Origin of the sequence: Janthinobacterium sp. HH102, from assembly GCF_001758625.2 — a bacterium.
Lineage (GTDB): Bacteria > Pseudomonadota > Gammaproteobacteria > Burkholderiales > Burkholderiaceae_D > Janthinobacterium.
In genome coordinates this window covers 5,099,194-5,121,200 of the sequence record NZ_CP062062.1, presented here as the reverse complement: position 1 = coordinate 5,121,200, position 22,007 = coordinate 5,099,194, and the positions used below count along the sequence as shown (strand labels likewise).

General features: G+C 63.0%; 13 protein-coding genes. 8 read left to right on the top strand and 5 right to left on the bottom strand.

Annotated elements, in window-relative coordinates; genetic code table 11:
- Window positions 1-2: 2 nt before the first annotated feature.
- A complete protein-coding gene (locus JAB4_RS23255) occupies window positions 3-371 on the bottom strand; it encodes a response regulator (protein ID WP_070222443.1) in 369 nt (122 codons plus the stop codon).
- 208 nt (window positions 372-579) lie between these two features.
- Here JAB4_RS23255 and rpiA point away from each other — a divergent pair, with 208 nt between their 5' ends.
- The gene (rpiA, locus tag JAB4_RS23250) at window positions 580-1,257 is read left to right on the top strand and encodes a ribose-5-phosphate isomerase RpiA (RefSeq protein WP_070222445.1); all 678 of its coding nucleotides are present in this window, start codon (window positions 580-582) and stop codon (window positions 1,255-1,257) included.
- 81 nt (window positions 1,258-1,338) lie between these two features.
- On the opposite strand, the gene JAB4_RS23245 is transcribed toward rpiA, so the two are convergent.
- Together JAB4_RS23245 and JAB4_RS23240 are read right to left on the bottom strand one after the other, a co-directional pair.
- Entirely contained in the window at window positions 1,339-1,818 is a 480-nt protein-coding gene (locus JAB4_RS23245; RefSeq protein ID WP_070222447.1) for a DUF6622 family protein, read from the bottom strand.
- Window positions 1,819-1,989: 171 nt separating this feature from the next.
- Window positions 1,990-2,262, bottom strand: coding sequence for an oxidative damage protection protein (locus JAB4_RS23240; protein ID WP_034750797.1), 273 nt, complete (start codon window positions 2,260-2,262; stop codon window positions 1,990-1,992).
- A 219-nt stretch (window positions 2,263-2,481) separates the two neighbouring features.
- On the opposite strand from JAB4_RS23240, the gene kdsA reads away from it, so the two are divergent.
- The 3 genes from kdsA (at window position 2,482) to JAB4_RS23225 (ending at window position 9,788) form a co-directional block, all read left to right on the top strand.
- Window positions 2,482-3,327 carry a 3-deoxy-8-phosphooctulonate synthase gene (gene kdsA, locus JAB4_RS23235; protein ID WP_034750794.1) on the top strand — a complete coding sequence of 282 codons (846 nt, stop codon included), beginning with the start codon at window positions 2,482-2,484 and terminating at the stop codon, window positions 3,325-3,327.
- Between the two features lie 239 nt (window positions 3,328-3,566).
- Window positions 3,567-8,042 carry a YDG domain-containing protein gene (locus JAB4_RS23230; protein ID WP_071650228.1) on the top strand — a complete coding sequence of 1,492 codons (4,476 nt, stop codon included), beginning with the start codon at window positions 3,567-3,569 and terminating at the stop codon, window positions 8,040-8,042.
- The gene (locus JAB4_RS23225) at window positions 8,043-9,788 is read left to right on the top strand and encodes a ShlB/FhaC/HecB family hemolysin secretion/activation protein (RefSeq protein ID WP_071650229.1); all 1,746 of its coding nucleotides are present in this window, start codon (window positions 8,043-8,045) and stop codon (window positions 9,786-9,788) included. It begins immediately after the preceding gene.
- Between the two features lie 73 nt (window positions 9,789-9,861).
- Here the strand turns inward: JAB4_RS23225 and argA are convergent, their stop codons facing one another.
- The gene (gene argA / locus JAB4_RS23220; protein ID WP_046685875.1) at window positions 9,862-11,172 is read right to left on the bottom strand and encodes an amino-acid N-acetyltransferase; all 1,311 of its coding nucleotides are present in this window, start codon (window positions 11,170-11,172) and stop codon (window positions 9,862-9,864) included.
- 170 nt (window positions 11,173-11,342) lie between these two features.
- Here argA and hrpA point away from each other — a divergent pair, with 170 nt between their 5' ends.
- Window positions 11,343-15,434: an ATP-dependent RNA helicase HrpA gene (gene hrpA / locus JAB4_RS23215; RefSeq protein WP_070222470.1), complete on the top strand. Its 4,092-nt coding sequence runs from the start codon at window positions 11,343-11,345 to the stop codon at window positions 15,432-15,434.
- A 739-nt stretch (window positions 15,435-16,173) separates the two neighbouring features.
- Here the strand turns inward: hrpA and JAB4_RS23210 are convergent.
- Entirely contained in the window at window positions 16,174-16,758 is a 585-nt protein-coding gene (locus tag JAB4_RS23210; RefSeq protein ID WP_070221465.1) for a PRC-barrel domain-containing protein, read from the bottom strand.
- A gap of 412 nt (window positions 16,759-17,170) precedes the next feature.
- Between JAB4_RS23210 and JAB4_RS23205 the strand changes: the two genes are divergently transcribed.
- The 3 genes from JAB4_RS23205 (at window position 17,171) to JAB4_RS23195 (ending at window position 21,985) form a co-directional block, all read left to right on the top strand.
- Entirely contained in the window at window positions 17,171-18,370 is a 1,200-nt protein-coding gene (locus JAB4_RS23205) for a PHB depolymerase family esterase (RefSeq protein ID WP_070221464.1), read from the top strand.
- Between the two features lie 288 nt (window positions 18,371-18,658).
- Window positions 18,659-19,873 (top strand): MFS transporter, encoded by a 1,215-nt coding sequence (locus JAB4_RS23200; protein WP_070221463.1) that lies wholly within the window; start codon window positions 18,659-18,661, stop codon window positions 19,871-19,873.
- Window positions 19,874-19,951: 78 nt separating this feature from the next.
- Window positions 19,952-21,985 carry a GNAT family N-acetyltransferase gene (locus JAB4_RS23195; protein ID WP_070221462.1) on the top strand — a complete coding sequence of 678 codons (2,034 nt, stop codon included), beginning with the start codon at window positions 19,952-19,954 and terminating at the stop codon, window positions 21,983-21,985.
- Window positions 21,986-22,007: the final 22 nt, after the last annotated feature.

Genomic DNA, 22,007 nt, shown 5'->3' with positions numbered 1-22,007 from the left:
GCTCACAGTCCCAGTGACTCGATCAGCTGGTGGATGCGGGTTTCCGTGATCGGTTTTTCCATGAAGCCGACACGAAGTTCGATGGCGCGGTTGCGGATGGCGTTTTGCACGTTCGCCGTGACGAGAACGATGTGCGTTTGGGGGCACAGCGCGCGCAATTGTTCCGCCGCCGCCACACCGCCCATGCCGGGCATGTTGACATCCAGTAATATCAGCACAGGGCTGACAGTCTTGACTTTTTCCAGGGCTTCCTCACCCGTCGCCGCCTCAATCACTTGCCAGTCGGCATGTTTGCTGAGGATGAACTGATGCGACATCAGACGTGAAACCCGGCTGTCATCGACAACAAGTACCTGCTTACTGTGATTCATGTGCTATTCCTGAAACGTCATATCGGTCAATCGTTCCATTTTCGCATATTTTAGAGGGCATAGAGAGTAATTGGCTGGGCAATTGCCTTGGGGCAAGTCTTTTCCACTTGCCTGTTGTATCCCGTCGCCTGGTCCGTCATCATGGCCGGCTGGCCGGGCCGGCAATCCGTTAAAATAGCGGCATTCCTCACTTTAGCCTTTTTTTGCCATGACCCAAGACGAATTGAAGCAAGCCGTAGCCCGCGCCGCCATTAACTATGTGGTGGACGGTGAAATCATCGGTGTCGGCACCGGTTCCACCGCCAACTTTTTCATCGATGAACTGGCCAAGATCAAGGACCGCATCAAGGGGGCGGTCGCGTCGTCCGAAGCGACGGCCGCGCGCCTGGCCGGTCATGGCATTCCCGTCTTCGACCTGAACGACGTCGAGTTGATCGCCGTCTACATCGACGGCGCCGACGAGATCACGGCCAGCGGCGCCATGATCAAGGGCGGCGGCGCGGCATTGACGCGTGAAAAGATCGTCGCGTCCGTCGCGAAACAGTTCGTCTGCATCGCCGACGGCTCCAAGCTCGTCGAGACCCTCGGTGCCTTCCCGCTGCCGGTGGAAGTGGTGCCGATGGCGCGCGCCGCCGTCTCGCGCCAGCTGGCCGCGCTGGGCGGCACGCCCCGCTTGCGCCTGAAGCCTGGCAGCACGGAAGCATTCATCACCGACAACGGCGGCGAGATCATCGACGTGCTGGGCTTGCAGATCGCCGACCCGGTGGCGCTGGAACAGCAGATCAACCAGATCGTCGGCGTCATCGCCGTCGGGCTGTTCGCCGTGCGCGGCGCGAATGTCTGCCTGCTGGGCATGCCGGAAGGCGTGCGTACCTTGGCGTACTAAGGTGATAGCCGGCGTCTGCCGGCATTTGCACTTGTCTTACACGGCGGCCCCTTGCGGGCCGCTTGTCATGTGTGCCTGGCGCTACACGGCCACGGTGCGCAGCAAGCCGCCGAGGAAGATGCCGCTGAAGCAGCCATAGGCGAGGCAGACGGGCACGATGAAGCCGGTCGCATGGGCGTAGGCCGGCGCGATGGCCAGGGTCACGGCCACCGCATATTTCATGCAGAAAATGCTCATCATCAGCATCAACGGCACCCAGCTGCCGGGGCGCTGCACGCTGGTCCGTTCGGGTATGGCGACGATCTTGCGCGCATCGCTCAGTGTCCATGCCAGCGCCGCGCCGGCCAGGGCGCCGGCGGCCCAGGCGAACGGCGCCACGCCGGCCAGGCCGAAACTGCCCTGCACGCCGCTCAGCGACAGGGCCAGCATGACCAAGGGAATGATGCACAGCTTGCGCAAGGTCACTTCGCGTGCGCGGCTGGCCAGCACGCCCCGGTAGACGAGCAAGCCCAGGATGGCCCAGACGTAGAGGGGAGTGTGGCTGAAGATGTGCTGCAACATGGTGTCCGCCTTTGGAGTGAGGTTGTCGATGGACGTACTGTGCCAGCGGGCGGCATGGGCGGCGAGCGGTGTGCGACGAAACGGGGAGGCGGTGCCGTGAAACAGCGGAGGAGGGCGTGAAACGCAGGTGAAACTGCCCGTGACGCGGCGGCCACGGGCAAGCGATAAAACTTATTCCGTTGGCGGCACGTAGCCCATGGCGGCATCGGCGCCATCGCCGAAGAAATGCTTTTCCATCTGCGTGGCCAGGTATTTGCGGGCGCGCGCGTCGGCCAGGTTCAAACGGTTTTCATTGACCAGCATGGTCTGGTGCTTGAGCCAGGCGGCCCATGCTTCCTTCGACACGGATTCGTAAATCTTCTTGCCCAGTTCGCCCGGGTACGGCGGGAAATCCAGTCCTTCGGCTTCCTTGTTGAGTTTGATGCAGTGGATCGTGCGGGCCATCTGTGCTCCTGAATCAGTGTAGAGATAAAGCGTGATTATAAGGCACTTTGCGCCTGCCCTCGCGGGGTCGTCGCGGCCTGGCGACACGCCGTTTGCCGCGCCCTTGCGCTGGATCAAATTTGATCTGCGCCGCCCTAGCTAGTAAGATGCCTTATCGCGCCAGCCGCTGGCTGCGCCTCTTCCAAGCAAGTAGTAACAATTAACCAATATGGAATCCCTATGACCTCAGTGAAAGTCCATGGCATCGATGTCAGCAATACCGGCAGCTTCGCGCTGTTTGGCGGCATCAACGTGCTCGAATCGCGTGATCTTGCCATGCGCGCCTGCGAAGAATATGTGCGCGTCACGCAAAAACTGGGCATTCCCTATGTGTTCAAGGCCAGCTTCGACAAGGCCAACCGTTCCTCGATCCATTCCTACCGGGGACCGGGCCTGGAAGAAGGCATGCGCATCTTCCAGGACGTCAAGGCGGCGTTCGGCGTACCCGTGATTACCGACGTGCATGAGCCATGGCAGGCGCAGCAGGTGGCCGAAGTGGTCGACGTGCTGCAATTGCCCGCCTTCCTGGCGCGCCAGACGGACCTCGTCGTGGCGCTGGCGAAAACGGGTAAAGTGATCAACATCAAGAAGCCGCAATTTTTGAGCCCAGGCCAGATGGCCAATATCGTCGAGAAATTCAAGGAAGCGGGCAACGACCAGTTGATCTTGTGCGACCGCGGCACTTGCCTCGGCTACGACAATCTGGTGGTCGACATGCTGGGTTTTGGCGTCATGAAAAAGACCTGCGACGACCTGCCCATCATCTTCGACGTCACGCACGCCCTGCAGCAGCGCGATCCCGGCGGCGCCGCTTCGGGCGGCCGCCGCCAGCAGGTGGCCGACCTGGCCCGCGCCGGCCTGGCCGTCGGCATCGCCGGCCTGTTCCTGGAAGCCCATCCGGACCCGGACAATGCCCGCTGCGACGGCCCCAGCGCCTTGCCGCTGGACCAGCTGGAGCCGTTCCTGGCGCAGTTGAAGGCGCTCGACGATCTGGTCAAGTCGTTTGCGCCGCTGAATATCAAGTAACTAGTCACTAGCAGCTGTTTTTCGCGCGCTCTGTGAGCAAAAACACCACCGGTTCCGGTGGTGTTTTTTTTTGCCTGCAGCGGCTGCGGGTGCTGTTGTCTGGCATGCGTGTTGTGTTAACGCCCGATGGGGAGAATTTGTCGAAATTGCTTACTTGCAGCATTTTATAATGCCATTAATTGCTTTTGCCGAAAAGTCCTGGCAAGCCCCGATGTCATCACGTCAGATCGGAACATCACATGAATCGAATTCATCGCACGGTATGGAACCGCCGCCGCAACGCGGTCATGGTCGTGGCAGAACATGCCGGCAGCGGGGGCAAGCGCTCCGGCACCACAGGGACGCTGCTGGCCAGCGTGCTGACCGGCGTGATGCTGGGCGGCGGGGCGCAGGCGGCGGACCTTGCCGCCACGGCCTTGCCCAGCGGCGCCGTGGTGACGGCGGGACAGGCGCACGTCGGCCAGCAGGGCGCGGCCATGACCGTAACCCAGGCCAGCGGCAAGGCGGCCATCGAGTGGAACAGTTTTTCGATCGGCAAGGATGCCAGGGTCAATTTCGTGCAGCCGAATGCCGCCGCCGTGACCTTGAACCGGGTCCGGGGCAATGAAGGCTCGGTCATCGACGGCGCGCTGCATGCGAATGGCCAGGTGTTCATTTTGAATCCGAATGGCGTGCTGTTCGGCAAGGGCGCCAGAGTCGATACGGCGGGCCTGGTAGCGAGCACGCTCAATCTCGGCGATGCCGATTTTCTGGCAGGCAAGACCAGTTTCACCGGCAAGGGCGGCGCCGTCCGCAATCTGGGCAGTCTGAACGCCAGGGATGGCGGCTACATCGCGTTATTGGGCGCGCAAGTGCGCAATGACGGCGTGATCAGCGCCAGGCTGGGGACGGTGGCGCTGGCGGCCGGCAACAAGGTCAGCCTGACTTTCGACGGCGGCGCGCTGGTGGGCGTGGCCGTCGATGAGGCGGCGCTGGCCGCGCTGGTCGCCAATGGCAACGCCGTGCACGCCGATGGCGGCCTGGTGGTGCTGACGGCGAAAGGCGCCGACGGTCTGTTGAGTACCGTCGTCAACAACACGGGCGAAGTGCGCGCGCGCACCATCAACGAGCGCGGCGGGCGGATTTTCCTGCTGGGCGAAGGCGGCGCCGTGGAAGTGGCCGGCAAGCTCGATGCCAGCGCGCCGCAGGGCGGCAATGGCGGCTTCATCGAAACCTCGGGGCCGGTGCTGCGCGTGGCTGACGGCACGCGCGTCGACAGCAGCGCCGTTGCGGGCCGCAGCGGCTCCTGGCTGATCGATCCCACCGATTTCACGATCGGCAGCGGCAGCGCCGCGCAAGGCGCGAGCGGCATCGGCGTCGATACCCTGCAAGCGGCGCTGGCTGCCGGCAATGTCACGATTCAGACCCAGGCGGCCGGCAGCGAAGCGGGCGATATCCACGTCAACGCGCCGCTGGCCTGGAACGCCAACCAGCTGACCCTGGAAGCGCACGGCGACATCAATGTCAACGCCGTCATGAGCGCCACCGGCAGTTCGACCTTGAACCTGAAAACAGGCTACAACTTCAATCCCGGCAGCCCGACGTTTAACACGAGCAAGAATGTGCTGGTGGGTATCGATGACGCCGGCGTCTTCAAGGGCCGCATCGATGTCGACCGCGCCGGTACGGGGTTGCTGACGATTAATAACATCGGCTATACCCTGATCAATGCATTGGGCAGCGCCGGCAGCACCAGCAGTCTCGATTTGCAGGGCATCAACGGCGGCGCCGGCGGCCACTATGCACTGGCCGGCAATATCGACGCCAGCGCCACCAGCGGCTGGAACGGCGGCGCCGGCTTCGCTCCCGTATCCCTCTCCGGCGTGTTCGACGGCCTGGGTCATACCGTCAGCGGCTTGCGCATCACCCAGCCGTCCGGCACGTATGTTGGCCTGTTTGGCAGCAACAACGGGCGGGTGCGCAACGTGGCGATGTCGAATGCGGTGGTCAGCGCCAATCAGGGCGTGGGGGCGTTGATCGGATTGAACATGGGCAGCGTTTACAACAGCTACGCCGCGGGCAGCGTGACGGGGCCGGGCGGTTACGTGGGCGGCCTGATCGGTGCGATCTTCGATGGCACGCTCACCCGCCTGCATTTCGACGGCACGGTCAATTCGCAGGGCAATAACATCGGCGGACTGACCGGTTACCTGGCGTACCAGATCACCCTGGCCAACAGCTATGCCAACGCCACGGTGACGAATACGGCCGGCACCTGGACTGGCGGCCTGGTCGGGCAAAACGATTACGGCTACATCGTCGACAGCCATGCCGGCGGCAGCGTCATTGGCAAGGGCGACACGGGCGGTCTGGTCGGCAATAACAACAGCGGCAGAGTCACCGGCAGCTACGCCACCGCCACCGTGACCGGCACCACGAATACAGGCGGCCTGGTCGGCAACAACAATAACGGCAAGGTCAGCGGCAGCTACGCCAGCGGCGCCGTTACCGGCACGAGCACGGTGGGCGGCTTGATCGGCCGAAGTAGCGCCGCCGGTGGCACCGCCACGCCGGACAATGAAGTCAATACCAGTTATACGAGCGGTACCGTCAATGCCAGCGGCGACAATGTCGGCGGCCTGATTGGCTTAAATTATGGCAACAACGTCGTCAATACCTATTCCCGCAGCGCCGTCAGTACCAGCGGCAATTATGTGGGCGGTTTGATCGGCAACAACCTGGGCACCGTCGACAAGAGCTACTCGACCGGCCTCGTGAGCAGCCCGGGCGCGGGCGTGGGCGGCTTGATGGGTGTCAGCATTGGCGGCGTCAGCAACAGTTTCTGGGATACACAGACCAGCGGGCAGAACAGTAGTGGCGACGGCACGGGCAAGACCACGGCGCAAATGAAAGATAGCAACTTGTTTACCACCAACAGCTGGGATTTCACCTTCCACAGCGGAGTATGGGGACGCAAGGCAACGCTCAATGACGGCTATCCCGTCTTGCGCACGTTTGGCTACGTCGATCCGATCACCATCACGCTGAACAATCCAGCCTTGACGAAAACCTATGGCGGGGCCAATCCGGTCCTGACAGGCGGCTGGACGGTGAGCGGCTGCGACAACAACCTGGCATGCGTGAGCGGCGTCGACTGGAGTGCGGCCTTGCTGCCCACCACCTCCGTCGGCACGCTCAATTACGGCGCCAGCCTGTTCGCGCCGACCCTGGGCGCCGGCTATGGCAAGCTGAGCGATTATGACATCACCTACAGCACGGGTACCCTGTCGATCACGCCGGCCGTGCTGACCATTGCCGGCATCGGCGCCGCCAACAAGACGTATGACCGCACGAACGCGGCCAGCATCAATGCCGGCACCCTGGTGGGCCTTGTGAATGGCGAAAACCTGTCGCTGTCGGCCAGCGGCACCTTCGACAGCGCCAACGCCGGCGCCCGCACGGTGGCGGCCAGCTTGCTGGTGGGCGACGGCAGCGGCGCCAACGCGGGCCTGGCCAGCAATTACATCCTGTCCACGCCGACCATCAATTTGGCGGCGACCATCCGTGCGCTGGAAGTGCATCTCGCCAGCCTGGGCGGCAAGGAATACGACGCGACCGACAAGCTCAACGCCAGCTTGCTGCAGATCACGAATGTGCTCGGTGGCGACACCGTCAACCTGAGCGGCACAGCTACCCTGGCGTCGCGCAACGCCGGTACGCAGGCGCTGGCAGGCTATGCGGACCTTGTGCTGGACAACAGCAACTACACGTTCGCGCCAGCCAGCCTGGGCGCCAGCGTGCTGGTGACGCCGCGCGCGGTCAGCGTGAATGCGGCTGGCGGCGCCACGCGTCGCTACGATGGCAGCGTGAATGCGGCCGCCGGCCTGCTGAACCTGGCCGGTGTGCTGGCGGGCGATAGCGCCAGCCTGAGCGGCAATGCGCTACTGGCAGGCAAGAATGTCGGTACGCAATCCATCAGCGGCCTGGGTACCTTGAGCCTGGACAATGCCAATTACACCTTGAGCGGCGTGCTGCCTGCCGGCAGCGTGGCCATCACGGCCTTGCCCGTCAATGTGGCGGCAGTCTCTGGCGCGAGCCGGGCGTTTGACGATACTGCGGATGCGGCCGCCAATTTGCTGGCCTTGAACGGCGTGCTGGCCGGCGACAGCGCTGTGCTGGGCGGCAAGGCGACGCTGTCTTCCAAGGAGGCGGGCAAGCAATCCATCGTCGGCTTGTCGGGCTTGACTGTGTCCAACAGCAATTACACGCTGGCCGGCGCGAATGCCAGCGGCACCGTGGAGATCCTCCCGCTGGAAGCGGAAACGCCGGAAGCGCCAAAGGCGAGCCTGGCCAGCACCATAGGCGAGGTCTCCCGGACCAGCGTTCCCAGCAAGCGCGAGGTCTTGCGCGATGCCGGCCTGTCGTTGCAAAGCGACTTGATCCCGTTCGTTTCCGTGCCACCCACCGTGAATAGCAGTGTCGTGCCACTGGGCGCCGCCTTTGGCGCGAATGCGCCGCTGAGCGTGCTGTACAGTCCCGGCGCGAACGAGATGAGCGAAAGTCTTACCCTGGCGCAAACCCAGCGCTTGCTGCAGCCAGCCGGCGCCCAAGGCAATGGCGGATCGCAGCCATTGCGCTTGCCCGTCAGCCGCAATTCCCTGATGGAGATCGTCAATGGCGGCGTCAAGTTGCCCGATGGCGTGGACCAGTTGCTGTTTGTCGTGAAGGCCCAATAAATGAGCATGCTTATCCGTACCTCCATCGTCCCCACCGCCCGCCGGGCGGCCTGCAAACGCACGGCCATGTCGCTGGCGCTGGGCCTGGCCTTGGGCGCGACCGCCATGGCGCAGGCCCAGCAGGTACCGACCATCGGCGACGTTGTGCGCCAGAGCCAGCCGGTGCCGCCGCCGGTGACGCCGCCGCCGTCCCTGCCTGCGCTGGGCGGCGTGCCGGCCGCGCCACCGCTGCAGGCCTTGACCGGCGATGCCGCCAGCAAGGTCAGGGTGACGCAGTTCGTGCTGGAGGGCAACCACGCCATTGACAGCGCCACTCTGCTGGCGCTGCTGCAGCCGGAGCTGGGCCGGACGCTGACCCTGGCCCAGCTCGAAGAGATGGCCACCCGTATCACGCGCCATTACCGTGCCGCCGGCTACTTTGTGGCGCGCGCCTATATCCCGGCGCAGGAATTGACTGATGGCAAGTTGATCATTCGCATGGTGGAAGGTCAATACGGAAAATTTATCCTCAGCAATACTTCGCGCGTGCACGATAGCGTGGTGCAAGGCTTGCTGGACCAGGCCAGGCGGCACGATGTCGTGTCCCTCGATACCCTGGAGCGGGCGATGTTGATCATCAATGACACGCCTGGCGTCAAGGTGGTGCAGGCCGACGTGATGCCGGGCGAGCAGGTCGGCACCTCGGATTTTGCCATCCGTACCGAGGCCACGCCCGCCTGGGGCGGCTACGTGTTGCTGGATAACTATGGCTCTACGTACACGGGCAAGCAGCGCCTGCGTTTCAATGCCGACTGGAATTCGCCCAGCGGCCGCGGCGACCGCCTGTCGGCCAGCGGCATGGCTACGCGCAACAGTGGCTTGCTGAACGGCCGTCTTGGCTATTCGATGTTGCTGGGCACGGACGGCGCCCGCCTCGAAGGGGCGCTCAGCCGCACTACCTATGAACTCAGCGACGTGTATGCCGCGCTTGACGCCTCTGGCAACGCCAATGGCGTGGACTTGCTCCTGAGTAAGCCGCTCAAGCGTACCCGCGAGCACACGGTGGAAGCGGGCCTGGGCGTGGCGTACAAGGATTTAAAGGATGAAATCGGTGCCACGCGCACCTCGGTGGGCAAGCAGTTGAGCAGCATCAGCGCCAGCATCGCGGACCGGCGTATGCATGCCTTGCTGGGCTGGGATGGCTTGACCCAGAGCAGCGCCAGCCTGACGGTGGGGCGCTTGCACTTCAAGGAAGCGGCTGCCGAAGCGCTCGATGCTGCCGGCGCCGATACGCAGGGCGGCTATGCCAGGCTGAATCTGGCGGCGTCGCGCGTCAGCGTGCTGCCGTCGCAATTCCTGCTGACCACCAGCGTCAAGGCGCAGGCGTCGCTGAACAATAAAAGCCTCGATGGCGTCGAGCGCATGAGCATTTCCGGCGACGGTGGCGTAGCCGCGTATCCGATCGGCGAACTCAGTGGCGATCATGCGGCGCTGCTGCGCGCCGAACTGGCCCGGCCGCTGGCGGGCGGCGGCACGGCGCAGCTGAGCGGCAGCATCTTTAGCGACTATGGCTGGGCCAGGTCTGTCGCGGCGCCGGCCGGCGGCGTCGCCTCGCGCAAGCTGGGCGATATCGGCCTGGGCCTGAGCGCCATGGCTGGCGGCATCCTGCTCAACCTGCAACTGGTGCACCGCACGGTAGGCGGGGTGCCGAGCAGCGAATCGGCATCGCGCACGCGCCTGCTGTTCCAGGCAGGCTGGGTAAGGTAAGCTATCGGCTGCCCTTGTCTGCAATGCAAAAAGCCTGGCAATGCCAGGCTTTTTGCGTGTTCAGTGACGCCGATTACAGGGTCTTGATCAACACCTGCGACTTGCGCTGCCAGTTATACATATGCTGGCGGTCCTTCGGCAGATCGTCGACGGTGGCCGGCACAAAGCCCCGTTTCTTGAACCAGTGCGAGGTGCGCGTGGTCAGCACGAACAGTTTGTTCAGGCCGGCGGCGCGCGCGCGGTTTTCCATGTGTTTCAGGATGCGCTCGCCGTCGCCCTGGGCTTGCACTTCCGGGTTGACCGTCAAGCAGGCCATTTCCGCCATCTTTTGCGCGGGGAACGGGTACAGGGCGGCGCAGCCGAAGATCACGCCGTCATGCTCGATGACGGAGAAATAATCGATTTCGCGCTCGATCAGCTCGCGGCCCCGCTTCACCAAAGTGCCGTCCGCTTCCAGCGGTTCGATCAGTTTGATGATGCCGCCCACGTCTTCGATGGTGGCCTGGCGCAGGCTTTCCAGATTTTCATGGCTGATCATGGTGCCCACGCCATCATGGGTAAACAATTCCAGCAGGGCCGAACCGTCCATCGAGAACGGCACGATATGCGAGCGTTCGACGCCGTTGTGGCAAGCCTTGACGCAATGCTTCAAATAAAACGCCGTGGCGTCGGGCAGGAAACCGGCCATCAGCACGGCTTCGGCCTGGTGCGACGACAGTTCGCGGATTTCCACGCCCGTGGCGTCTTCCATCATCGGCGTTTCGGTAATAAAGATCAGCTTGTCCGCGTGCAGGGCGATGGCGGCGCTGCACGCCACGTCTTCCATGGTGAGATTAAACGCTTCGCCCGTGGGCGAGAAGCCCAGGGGCGAGAGCAGCACCAGGCCGTCCGAACCAAGGATGGAATGGATGGTTTCGGCGTCGACCTTGCGCGTGATGCCCGTCAGTTCCAGGTCCACGCCATCGATCACGCCCAGCGGGCGCGCCGTGATGAAGTTGCCGGAAATGATACGGATGGCCGCATGCGACATGGGCGTGTTCGGCAAGCCCTGGCTGAACGCGGCCTCGATATCGAGGCGCAGCTCGCCGGCCGCTTCCTTTGCGCATTCCAGCGCGGCGATGTCCGTGATGCGCACGCCGTTGTGGAAGCGGCCTTCGACGTTACGCAAGGCCAGTTGTTCCGCCACCTGCGGCCGCGAGCCGTAGACGACGGTGACATTGATGTCCAGCGCATGCAGCAGGGACAAATCATGGGCCAGCACCTGCAGCGCCCCGGCGCTGACGAGTTCACCGGGGAAGGCGACCACGAAGGTCTTGCCGCGAAAGGCGTGGATGTAGGGCGCGACGGAGCGCAGCCATTGGACGAATTGGGTAGGGTTTTCCATTAAGCGCATTATAATTCGCTGCGCGATGTGCGCGCTTAAAATACCTGTAAAAAACAATGTCTTCAGCCAGCAATAAGTCTTCCCCTCCTTCCAACGTTGCAAATGTGCCCGCCAGCGGGGGTGTTGCCACGCCTGCCGCCACGCCTGTGCAAGGCCGCCAGCGCCCGCCCGTGAGCCAGCAAAGGCAGCAAGCGCCGCGCGCGGAACAGCAGAAAGAGCAACAGCGACAGCAACAGCAGCAGCGCGCGCCGCGTCCGCCGCGCGAGGGGCAGGCGCCGCGCGATGACCAGGCCAGCCGCGAAGAGCGCGAGAGCCGTGACGCCGCGCGCGCCGCGCGCGAGGCGGAAAAGGCCTTCCGCAATCCGCTGCCACCGATTACGTATCCGGAAGACTTGCCCGTCTCGGGCCGGCGCGAAGAAATCGCCAAGGCCTTGACGGAAAACCAGGTCATCATCGTCTCGGGCGAGACGGGTTCCGGCAAGACGACGCAGTTGCCGAAGATTTGCCTGGAACTGGGACGCGGACAGAAGGGCATGATCGGCCACACGCAGCCGCGCCGCATCGCCGCCTCGTCGACGGCCAAGCGCATCGCGCAGGAACTGGGCACGCCCTTGGGCGAAACCGTGGGTTTCAAGGTGCGCTTTAACGATACCCTGAGCCGTGGCGCGTCCGTCAAGCTGATGACGGACGGCATTCTACTGGCCGAGACGCAGACCGACCCGTTGTTGAAAAACTACGACACCATCATCATCGATGAAGCGCACGAACGCAGCCTGAACATCGACTTCCTGCTTGGTTATTTAAAGCAGCTGCTGCCGCGCCGGCCCGACCTGAAGATCATCATCACCTCGGCCACCATCGATGCCGAGCGCTTCTCGCGCCATTTCGGCACGCCGGAAAAACCGGCACCCGTGATCGAAGTGTCGGGCCGGTTGTACCAGGTGGAAGTGCGCTACCGTCCCGTGGAACGCGAGCAGGTGGCCATGCCGGGTGCCGCGAGCGCCGACAAGCCCGGCCAGCGCACCGCCGCCGCGCGCGAAAAGCGCGACTTGATGGATGCCGTCGTCGATGGCGTGGAAGAGCTGTGCCGCATCGGCTCGGGCGACGTGCTGGTGTTCCTGCCCGGCGAGCGCGAAATCCGCGACTGCGCCGAAGCGCTGCGCAAGCACCATCCGCCGCATGTGGAGATTTTGCCGCTGTTCGCCCGCCTGTCGGCCGAGGAGCAGGAACGCGTCTTCAAGACCAGCAATGCGCGCCGCATCGTGCTGGCCACCAACGTGGCGGAAACCTCGCTGACGGTGCCCGGCATCCGCTACGTGGTCGACGCGGGCCTGGCGCGCGTGAAACGCTACAGCTACCGCAACAAGGTCGAACAGCTGCAGGTCGAACCGATCGCCCAGTCGGCCGCCAACCAGCGCGCCGGGCGTTGCGGCCGCGTGGCCGACGGCGTGTGCATCCGTTTGTACGAAGAGCAGGATTATCTGCTGCGGCCCAAATTCACGGAGCCGGAAATCCTGCGCTCCTCGCTGGCCGCCGTCATCCTGCGCATGAAGTCCCTGCACCTGACGGACGTGGAAACCTTCCCCTTCATCGAGCCGCCGCTGGCGCGCGCCATCGCCGACGGTTACCAGCTGCTGCAGGAACTCGGTGCTGTCGATGAAGTCAATAAACTGACGCCGTTGGGCAACAAGCTGGCCAAGCTGCCGCTGGACCCGCGCGTGGGCCGCATGATCCTGGCCGCGCTCGATAACGCGTGTCTGACGGAAGTGCTGATCGTCGCTTCCGCTCTGTCCGTGCAAGACCCGCGCGACCGCCCGATGGAACACCAGCAGGCGGCCGACGAAGCGCACAAGAAATTCGCCGATGAAAAGTCGGAGTTCCTCAGCTACCTGAAGATCTGGCGCTGGTTCGAGTCCGCCATCGAGCACAAGAAAACCAACCGCCAGCTGCAGGATAATTGCCGCACGAATTTCCTGTCGCAGATGCGCTTGCGCGAATGGCGCGACGTGCACTCGCAGTTGTTGACCATCGTCAAGGAGCAGGGCTGGCGCCTGAATGAAGCGCCGGCCACCTACGACAATCTGCACATGGCCTTGCTGACTGGCTTGCTGGGCAATATCGGTTTCAAGGGCGAGGACGAGCCGGGCGCCGGGTATCTGGGCGCGCGCGGCATCAAGTTCCATATCTGGCCCGGTTCTTCGCTGCTGAAAAAGCCGGGCAAGTGGATCATGGCGGCCGAACTGGTCGACACGACGCGGCTGTACGCGCGCTGCGTGGCGCAGATCCAGCCCGAGTGGCTGGAAAAAGTCGGCGAGCACCTGCTGAAGAAATCGTGGGGCGAGCCGCGCTGGGAAAAACGCTCGGCGCAAGTGACGGCGTCCGAACGCGCGACTTTGTACGGGCTGGTGGTGTACAGCCAGCGCCGCATCAATTACGGCAATTTCAACTTGCCGGAAGCGCGCGAGATTTTCATCCGCGACGCGCTCGTTGGCGGCGACTTCGACACGCGTGCGCCCTTCTTTGCGCACAACCACAAACTGATCAAGGATATCGAAAACCTCGAGCACAAATCGCGCCGGCTGGACGTGCTGGTCGACGATGAGCTGATCGCCGCTTTCTACGACAAGCTGCTGCCGGCGGACGTGTGCAATGGCGCCGGTTTCGAGAAGTGGCACAAGGAAGCCACGCGCGAGAACCCGAAGCTGCTGTACCTGAACCGCGAAGAGCTGATGCGCCACGAAGCGGCCGGCGTGACGACGGACCTGTTCCCGAAAACCATGTCCGTGACGGGCCTGGAAATGGGACTCACGTACCACTTCGAGCCGGGCAGCGTGCGCGATGGCGTGACCTTGAGCGTGCCGCTATATGCCTTGAACCAGTTGCCGCGCGAGCGCTGCGAATGGCTGGTGCCGGGCATGCTGAAGGAAAAAGTGCATCTGCTATTAAAATCCTTGCCGCAAAAGCTGCGCCGCCACTGCGTGCCGCTGCCCGATTACGCGGCGAAATTCTGCGAGCGCGTGCATGAAGCGGGCGTGTTCGGCCGCGGTGATTTGATCGACGCCATCATCCTCGATATCCGCACGCAGATCACCATCAACGTGCTGACGACGGATTTCAAGCCGGAAACCCTGCCTGCCCATCACTTCATGAATTTCAAGGTGATCGACGAGCATGGCCGCCAGCTGGACATGGGCCGCAACCTGGCCACCCTGCAGGCGGAATTCGGCGGCCAGGCGCGCCAGAGTTTCCAGAAGCTGGCCGAAGTGTCGGGCGTCTCGGGCACGGGCACGCCCGGTGCCAAGGTGGCCGGCGCGCAAGTGGCGTCGCGGCTGCAGGCACAGGGCGCTACAGTTGCAGCAGGCAAGGGCGCATCCGCCGCCGCGCCGGCGCCTCCGAACGCCACCGTCTCGCAGCACATGGGTTTGACGGCCTGGACCTTCGGCGAATTGCCGGAGCTGCTCGAAATCGTGCAGGGCAAGCTGACCTTGATCGGTTTCCCTGCCCTCGTCGACAAGGGCACGCATTGCGACCTGGAAGTGTTTGACGACCCGACCGTGGCCGCGCGTACGCACAAGGTCGGTTTGCGCCGTTTATTTGCGCTGCAAATGAAGGAGCAGATCAAGTACGTCGAGAAAAGCATCCCCGGCTTGCAGCAGATGGGCATGCAATTCATGGCCCTGGGTTCGCAGGAGGAGTTGCGCGAGCAAATCATCAACAAGGCGCTCGACATTGCTTGCTTGCAAGATCCGCTGCCGCTGGACGCCGCCTCGTTTGCCAAGCGACAGGCGGAAGGCAAGTCGCGCCTGGTCTTGCTGGTCAATGAAATCGCCCGTTTGCTGTCGCAAGTGCTGACGGAATTCCACGGCTTGCCGAAGCGGCTGCAAAATATTCCCGCAGCGGCGGCCACCGATATCCAGGCGCAGCTGCAGGGCCTCGTGCATAAACGTTTCCTGACGGAAAACGAATACACGCAGCTCGCGCATTTCCCCCGCTACTTAAAAGCGATCAATGTACGCCTGGAAAAACTGCGCGCCGACCCCGCGCGCGACACCAAGTTGATGGCCGAATGGCAATCGGCCGCCGCGCCGTATCTGCGCCAGGCCAAGGACCGTCAGGCCGGCAAGAACACGGATCCGAAACTGGTCGAGTTCCGCTGGATGCTGGAAGAGCTGCGCGTGTCGCTGTTTGCGCAGGAATTGCGCACGCCGATGCCCGTGTCTGCCAAGCGTTTGCAGAAGGTGTGGGAATCGATGCAGCGGTAGGTCTGATTAGCGCGTCCGCAGGGCGCGCGTAATCTGACGTCATCGTTGGCTTGGGCGATGGGGTGGTGGATGGTGCGCTGCTGTTAACGGTGTCGCTGGTGGTGTCGGATTACGCGGCTGCGCCGCTAATCCGACCTACCCGACCTACACGATTATTCGCACGGGAACTGCGCACGCCGATGTCCGTTTCTGCCAAGCGTTTGCAGAAGGTGTGGGAATCGATGCAGCGGTAGGTCGGATTAGCGCGTCCGCAGGGCGCGCGTAATCTGACGTCATCGTTGGCCTGGGCGATGGGGTGGTGTTGATGGTGTCAACGGGTGTCAATGGTGTCAATGGTGTCGACGGGTGTTGATGGGTTTCGATGGGTGTTAACGGTGTCGCTGGTGGTGTCGGATTACGCGGGTGCGCCGCTAATCCGACCTACCTGACCTATCCGGCCTACCCGATCTACCCGATTGTTCGTACGGGAACTGCGCACGCCGATGCCCGTGTCTGCCAAGCGTTTGCAGAAGGTGTGGGAATCGATGCAGCGGTAGGTCGGATTAGCGCGTCCGCAGGGCGCGCGTAATCCGACGTCATCGTTGGCCTGGGCGATGGTGCGCTGGATGGTGCGCTGTGCTGGATGGTGCGCTGTTAACGGTGTCGCTGGTGGTGTCGGATTACGCGGCTGCGCCGCTAATCCGACCTACCCGACCTACCCGACCTACCCGACCAGTGCGACCTGTCCGGTCTGCCCGATCTACGTTCTATCTTTATTGAGATCATCGTCGCTGAGCGATGAGCGCGAGCCGCTCTGGCTGCTGGTGCCGGCGCGGCTGCCGCTCATGGAGCTGCCGGACAGGCTGCCTTCGCTGCCCGATTGCAGGCTGGCGCCACCGCGCAGGTCGCTGCCCGATGGCATGCGGCTGCCGGCCATGGCGCCGCTGCTGTAGCGCGTGCCGCTGCCATAGAACGCTTCCATCTGCTGGTTCCAGGCATCGCTGCCCATGTCGGGCCAGTTGTTCTTGTCGAAGCCGGGAGCATTTTTCAGCAGGTCTTTATCCACGTTGAGCAGGAAGCGCTTGTTGACGGTGTCCAGGGTCAGGCGTTCCCAGGGCACGGCAAACAATTTGTCGCCCATGCCCAGGATGCCGCCGAACGACAGCACGGCATAGGCGATCTGGCCGGTGCGCATGTCGAGCATGATTTCCTTGATGTCACCCAGCTCCTCGTCGTTGTGATTGTAGACTTCGTCCCCGATCAGGGTGTCGGCCCCCATCAGGGCTGGCCCCGGGCCGTCGTGGTTGCGGTACATGCCCAGGATGTCGCGGTCCAGATAGCTCATGGTGTTCTCTCCTCTGGTGAAATGCTGATCGAACATGCAGATTAAGCTTACGCACCTGTTCGCGTTTGATCTGCCTCAATGGTGTTAAGTAACCCCCAATAAATTATTATGATTTCTGACTTCCATAACCGGCGCTCTGCAAGGTGGCCGACGAGGCTTGCCCACTGCTAGCAGTGCTCGCACTGCGTTGCAGTGGGCGCCTTGCATAGCATCCGGTTCTGTTCGTCATAAATTCACAATAATTTCCTGAGGATTACTTAGCGGCACTTTTATCCGTGTGCAAACGTACGGTGTGGTCGGCCAATTGCGGTACTCTATGCGTTCTACGGAGGAGGCCGCACATGCTGACGATGCAACGATGCAGAGGGATGAACTTGCGGTACGCTCCACCAAGACACGCGCGCCGAGCGCCATGGTAAAGCCCGCCACCAAATGGCTGCGCGGGCTATTGCGCGCCGGTAAGGCACAGCAGCGCACGGCAACCAAGCTGGCCAAGGTGCTGTTCGGGCCCGTGCCTGCCAAGCCCAGGGCCAAGCCCAGGGCCAAGCCCCGCAGCAAGCCTGTGGCCAAGACCAGGCCGACGCCGCGCGCCAGGCCCGCCAGCGACGCCGTGCCCTCGCTGGCGCCGTTTGCCACGCCCCTGTCGCCACCGCGCGTGCGCAAGCGAACGGCGCCCCCGCCGGGCAAGTGGCTGGCCGCCCACTACGCGCCGTTGGCGGAACTGGGGCAGTTGCCCGGACGGCGCCTGCCTTATTTTTTGTACCTGCCCGAAAAAGCGCCGAGCGCCGCCATGCGCAGCCGTGGCCGGCCGCTGCTGGTGATGCTGCACGGCTGCGAGCAGAGCGCCACGCAGTTTGCCGACGGCACGCGCATGAACCGCCTGGCCGAGCGCAAGGGCTATGCCGTGCTGTATCCGCAGCAATCGCTGCGCTCGCATGCGCGCCGCTGCTGGAAGTGGTACGACAAGCTGACGCAGGAGGGCGGCGGCGACGTGCGCCTGATCGTCGGCGCCATCGAGCAGGTGGCGGCCCGCTATGCGATCGACCGCGCGCGCATCTATATCTGCGGCATTTCCGCCGGCGCCGGCATGGCGCATATCGTGGCCCTGAATCACCCGCATCTGTTCGCCGCGCTGGGCCTGCATTCGGGCCCTGTGTTTGGCGCCGGCCATAACCTGATCGGCGCGCTGGGCGTGATGCAGCATGGCGCCAGTGCCCGCGCCGATGCGGCCATCGATGAAGTGCTGGCGCGCCAGCCCGCGTTCCCCCGCCTGCCCACCATCCTGCTGCAAGGGCTGTCCGACAAGGTGGTGCGTCCCATTAACCAGACGCAGCTGGTACGCCAGAGCGTGCGTGTGAACCGCATGCCCGCCGACACGCTGGTAACGGCGCAGCGTCTGCCCGGCGGCGCTGCGGGCGGGCGCAATCCGGCCCATGCCTATGCGCTGCACGATTATCAGGTGGGCAAGCAGGTGCTGCTGCGCGTGGCGCAGATCGAGCACCTCGAGCACGCGTGGAGCGGCGGCGACGCCAGCCTGCCGTTCAACGACAAGGCCAAGCCCGACGCCAGCAAGATGCTGCTCGATTTCTTCGCCGGCCACCGCCGCCGGTAAGCGGCTCCCCGCGCGCCCACTGGTACGCATCGTTTTTCCCTTCCCGGCATGCCCGCGCCAACGCGCCGGCATGCTGGCGCGCCCTTTTCAGGGCAGGCGCCATTCCCGCAATGCCATGGAATTATCGTAAGTGGTATTGTTGCGGTATTTAAAAATCACAAAAATAAGTGTTAAAAATACTAATTGGTATACAATTGGTACACGTTTTCAGTGTGAGATGTGTCCGCCGTCCCATGCCCCGACGGCTGGCATGCACTGACGGCAGCCACCCACGTTACGGAACGCGCCATGTCCATCAAATCCAGGCAGTTGCTGTGTTTTTTTGCGTTTTTTCTCGTCTTTGAACTGAATATCTATCTGTCCAATGACATGATCATGCCGGCGATGCTGGGCATCGTCGACGAGTTCCGGGCGGAGAAAAAGTTTGTCCCCCTGTCCCTGAGCCTGTATTTGCTGGGCGGCAGTTCCCTGCAGATTTTCCTGGGGCCATTGGCCGACTGCATCGGCAAGCGCAAGCTGGTGTTGACCGGCAATGCCTTGTTCCTGCTGGCCACCTTGGCCGTGCCATTGACCGCCTCGATCGAGCAATTTCTCGCCGTGCGCTTCATCCAGGGCATGGGCTGCTGCTTCATCTTTGTCGGCTATGCCATGATCCATGAACTGTTCGACGACATGGCCGCCGTCAAGCTCAGCAGTATTCTGTCGAGTACCACCATCCTTGCGCCCCTGGCCGGTCCCATCCTCGGCAGCGCCATCATCAGCCGGCTGGACTGGCGCTACGTGTTTTTCCTCTCGGGCCTGCTGGCGCTGTTGTCCCTGCTGGGCCTGTTCAAGACCATGCCGCGCACGGCGCCCACGGTCACGCGCCTGGACCTTGCCGCCATCGTGCGAAGCTATGCCGCCATTTTCAGCAACGGGCGCTTCATGTTCGGCATGTTCACGGCCGGCCTGGCCACCGTGCCCCTGACGGCCTGGATCGGTTTCTCGCCCATCTTCGTGCTGCAGGAAATGGGCGCCTCCTACGCCACCTATATCGCACTGCAATGCGTGATTCTGTCGGGCTTCGTCCTCAGCAGCATCGCCATCCAGCGCCTGCGCCAGGATTTCCCCCTCGTCCATCTACTGCGCATGGGAGGGCTGATCGCGGCGGCCGGCATGCTGGGCGCCGGCGCGGGCCGCCATCACGTCGATGTGTTTGCGGCCTGCATGTTTGTCTATTCCATCGGCTTCGGCCTGTTCAACGGCGCCTTGATCCGCAGCGCGATCACGGCCAGCAAGGAGTCGATGACATTGACGACGGCCGCCATGAGCTTGCTGTACTGCATTTATCTGTCCGCCTGGCTGCAGCTGTACAACGTGCTGTGCCAGCGCTTCGGCTATGCGCTGGAAACGTATGCGTTGCTGAATATTCCCGTCATCGTGGTCATCGCCGCCTGCCTGCTGTTGTTTACGCGGGGCATGGCGGGGCGCCGGGAAAGCGAGGTGCGGCTGGCCCGGCACTGATGGCGCAGCGCATGTTCTCGACCTTGTTTTACCTCCTGCGACGTTTATTGACACTCTCCTGCGGAAAATGGTGCGCCCATGAAAATAGATGACCTGGCCTCAAAACACGATCAAGCAAAGATTTTCAACCTGGAATACGAGTTCCGCATCAACCGGCTGAAGCTCGATTACATCACCCTGGCCGATGTGCGGCCCCCAGGCATTGATCTGGAACAACTGGCCGCGGAACACCAGGCGGGGATCGCCGCCCTGCGCAGCTTCGTCGGCCTGAACTTCAACCATTTCAATGCGGCAAGCTGTTCCTCGCTCAGCTGCATCCCCACGCGCGCGCTCGGTGACGACGAGCGCTACCTGCACCGCATCTGGATGGGCGGACCGCTGCCGGCCATCGCATTTGACGCGATCGGGCAGTGGGGCGCGGCGCTGGAAGAAGTACGGCACAACGGCGGCGCGCCGTATGTCTCCATCCTGTGGGTGTGGGATGCGCAGCAGCTGCGCAATGACGAACGCTTCAGCCCCACGGGCGGCGCCGGGCGCTACACGATAGGCCGCTATGCCATCGGCGGCACGACCCTGCACATCAACTCGCTGCGCGCGCTGGCGCTCGATTTCGCGCCGGCCCGCTTCGACATTCTCGACACCCTGCATACGCAGCGCTACTTCGCCACCTTGTCCGATTATTTCCGCATCCTCATCATGTGCGAATACGGCGGCATGTACATGGACGTCGATACGATCCCGCATAATCCGGCGACGATTTTCCTGATGAAGCCGGAAGTGCCCGATTATTTCCAGCGCAAGAGTGATGACAGCGAAGAGCGCCGGCACGTCAGCTGGATGAATCTGTTTCTCGATGAAACGGGCATGCTGATCGCCAAGAAGAACGACGCCGCGCTGCGCGTGATCCAGCGCAATGTGAACCTCGCCTATGCGGGTATCGCTGCGCAGGTTCCCCGTTCCTGTCCGCAGTTCGAGGCGCAGCTGTTCGGCCAGTTCTATGCCGAATGGAAGAAAAACCTGGGCGTGACCCTGCTCAGCCATGCCGAGTTCTACCAGCGCTATTGCGTGCTGTATGACGGCGTGCGCGAAGCGGTGGCGGGCGGCATCCGCGGCATGCGGCTGCTGGACGATATCATTACCGGCATGCACATCCCCTTGAGCGACGAAGAGCGGCGCGCGTATGCGCGCTGCGTGGCGCGGCTCGACGAGATCGACTGGCAACTCGATGATCCTTTGCGCCTGCCCGACATCGTCGACGTGTTCGACATCGAGGAAGTGCCGCGCATGGCGTATGCGGCACAGCTGCGGGCGGACATCGATCACTTCCACTATTATTCGGTGCTGTCGGACGATCCGCAGCTCGATCGCGTAAATGACGTCTTTTGCCGCTACCTGCTGGCCCACCGTTCGCAGCATATTGCCGCCGGCAATTTCTGGCGCCCCACCGTCGGCCGCCACGGCAGCCGCATGCCGGCCGTCAGCGATGCCGCCCCGCCCGGTGACGAGGCGCAGGCGGGCTTGCTGTCGCATGCGCCGCTCAAGCTGGTGGCAGGCGAACTGCTGGGCGACGAGGCGAAGAACCGCATGGCCAAACTGCTGTTTGCCACCAGTTATCTGGAATACTGCTCGTTCGGCAATAAACTCAATCTGCAGTTCGTCGAATTGCAGCGGCGGCAGAACATCGATCCGTATCTGGCGCACATCCACGGCCTGCATGACGAGGACGAGCGCTTCATCGGCTTTTTCACGGCCGCGACGATGGACGAGTTCCAGGCTTGCGGCGCCGTGTCATATTACCGCGACGATATGAAGGCGCTCGACGATGCGTATGACGCCTTCGTGCTCGCGCATGCGCGCGCCGACGACTGTTTCGTCAGCAGCCTGGCCATCGACGAGAAATACCGGGGCCAGGGTTTATTCAGGCAGATGTTCCATGAAATCCGTGACCTGGCCAGCCGTAAGGGCTGTGCGCGCATCACCCTGACGGTGTGGGAAAAGAGCGAAGCGCTGCAAGTGTATCTGCACAAGGGTTTTCGCAGCGTGGGCACGTTCGACTATGCCTACAGCCTGTTCTATGACCGGCTGCATTTCCTCGTCTACGAAGGCAATTAAAGCGGCGGCCAGGGTGGCCGCC

Coding starts and splice junctions, on each gene's coding strand:
- JAB4_RS23255 (WP_070222443.1), bottom strand. CDS start 371: ATGAATCACAGTAAGCAGGTACTTGTTGTCGATGACAGCCGGGTTTCA.
- rpiA (WP_070222445.1), top strand. CDS start 580: ATGACCCAAGACGAATTGAAGCAAGCCGTAGCCCGCGCCGCCATTAAC.
- JAB4_RS23245 (WP_070222447.1), bottom strand. CDS start 1,818: ATGTTGCAGCACATCTTCAGCCACACTCCCCTCTACGTCTGGGCCATC.
- JAB4_RS23240 (WP_034750797.1), bottom strand. CDS start 2,262: ATGGCCCGCACGATCCACTGCATCAAACTCAACAAGGAAGCCGAAGGA.
- kdsA (WP_034750794.1), top strand. CDS start 2,482: ATGACCTCAGTGAAAGTCCATGGCATCGATGTCAGCAATACCGGCAGC.
- JAB4_RS23230 (WP_071650228.1), top strand. CDS start 3,567: ATGAATCGAATTCATCGCACGGTATGGAACCGCCGCCGCAACGCGGTC.
- JAB4_RS23225 (WP_071650229.1), top strand. CDS start 8,043: ATGAGCATGCTTATCCGTACCTCCATCGTCCCCACCGCCCGCCGGGCG.
- argA (WP_046685875.1), bottom strand. CDS start 11,172: ATGGAAAACCCTACCCAATTCGTCCAATGGCTGCGCTCCGTCGCGCCC.
- JAB4_RS23210 (WP_070221465.1), bottom strand. CDS start 16,758: ATGAGCTATCTGGACCGCGACATCCTGGGCATGTACCGCAACCACGAC.
- JAB4_RS23205 (WP_070221464.1), top strand. CDS start 17,171: ATGGTAAAGCCCGCCACCAAATGGCTGCGCGGGCTATTGCGCGCCGGT.
- JAB4_RS23200 (WP_070221463.1), top strand. CDS start 18,659: ATGTCCATCAAATCCAGGCAGTTGCTGTGTTTTTTTGCGTTTTTTCTC.
- JAB4_RS23195 (WP_070221462.1), top strand. CDS start 19,952: ATGAAAATAGATGACCTGGCCTCAAAACACGATCAAGCAAAGATTTTC.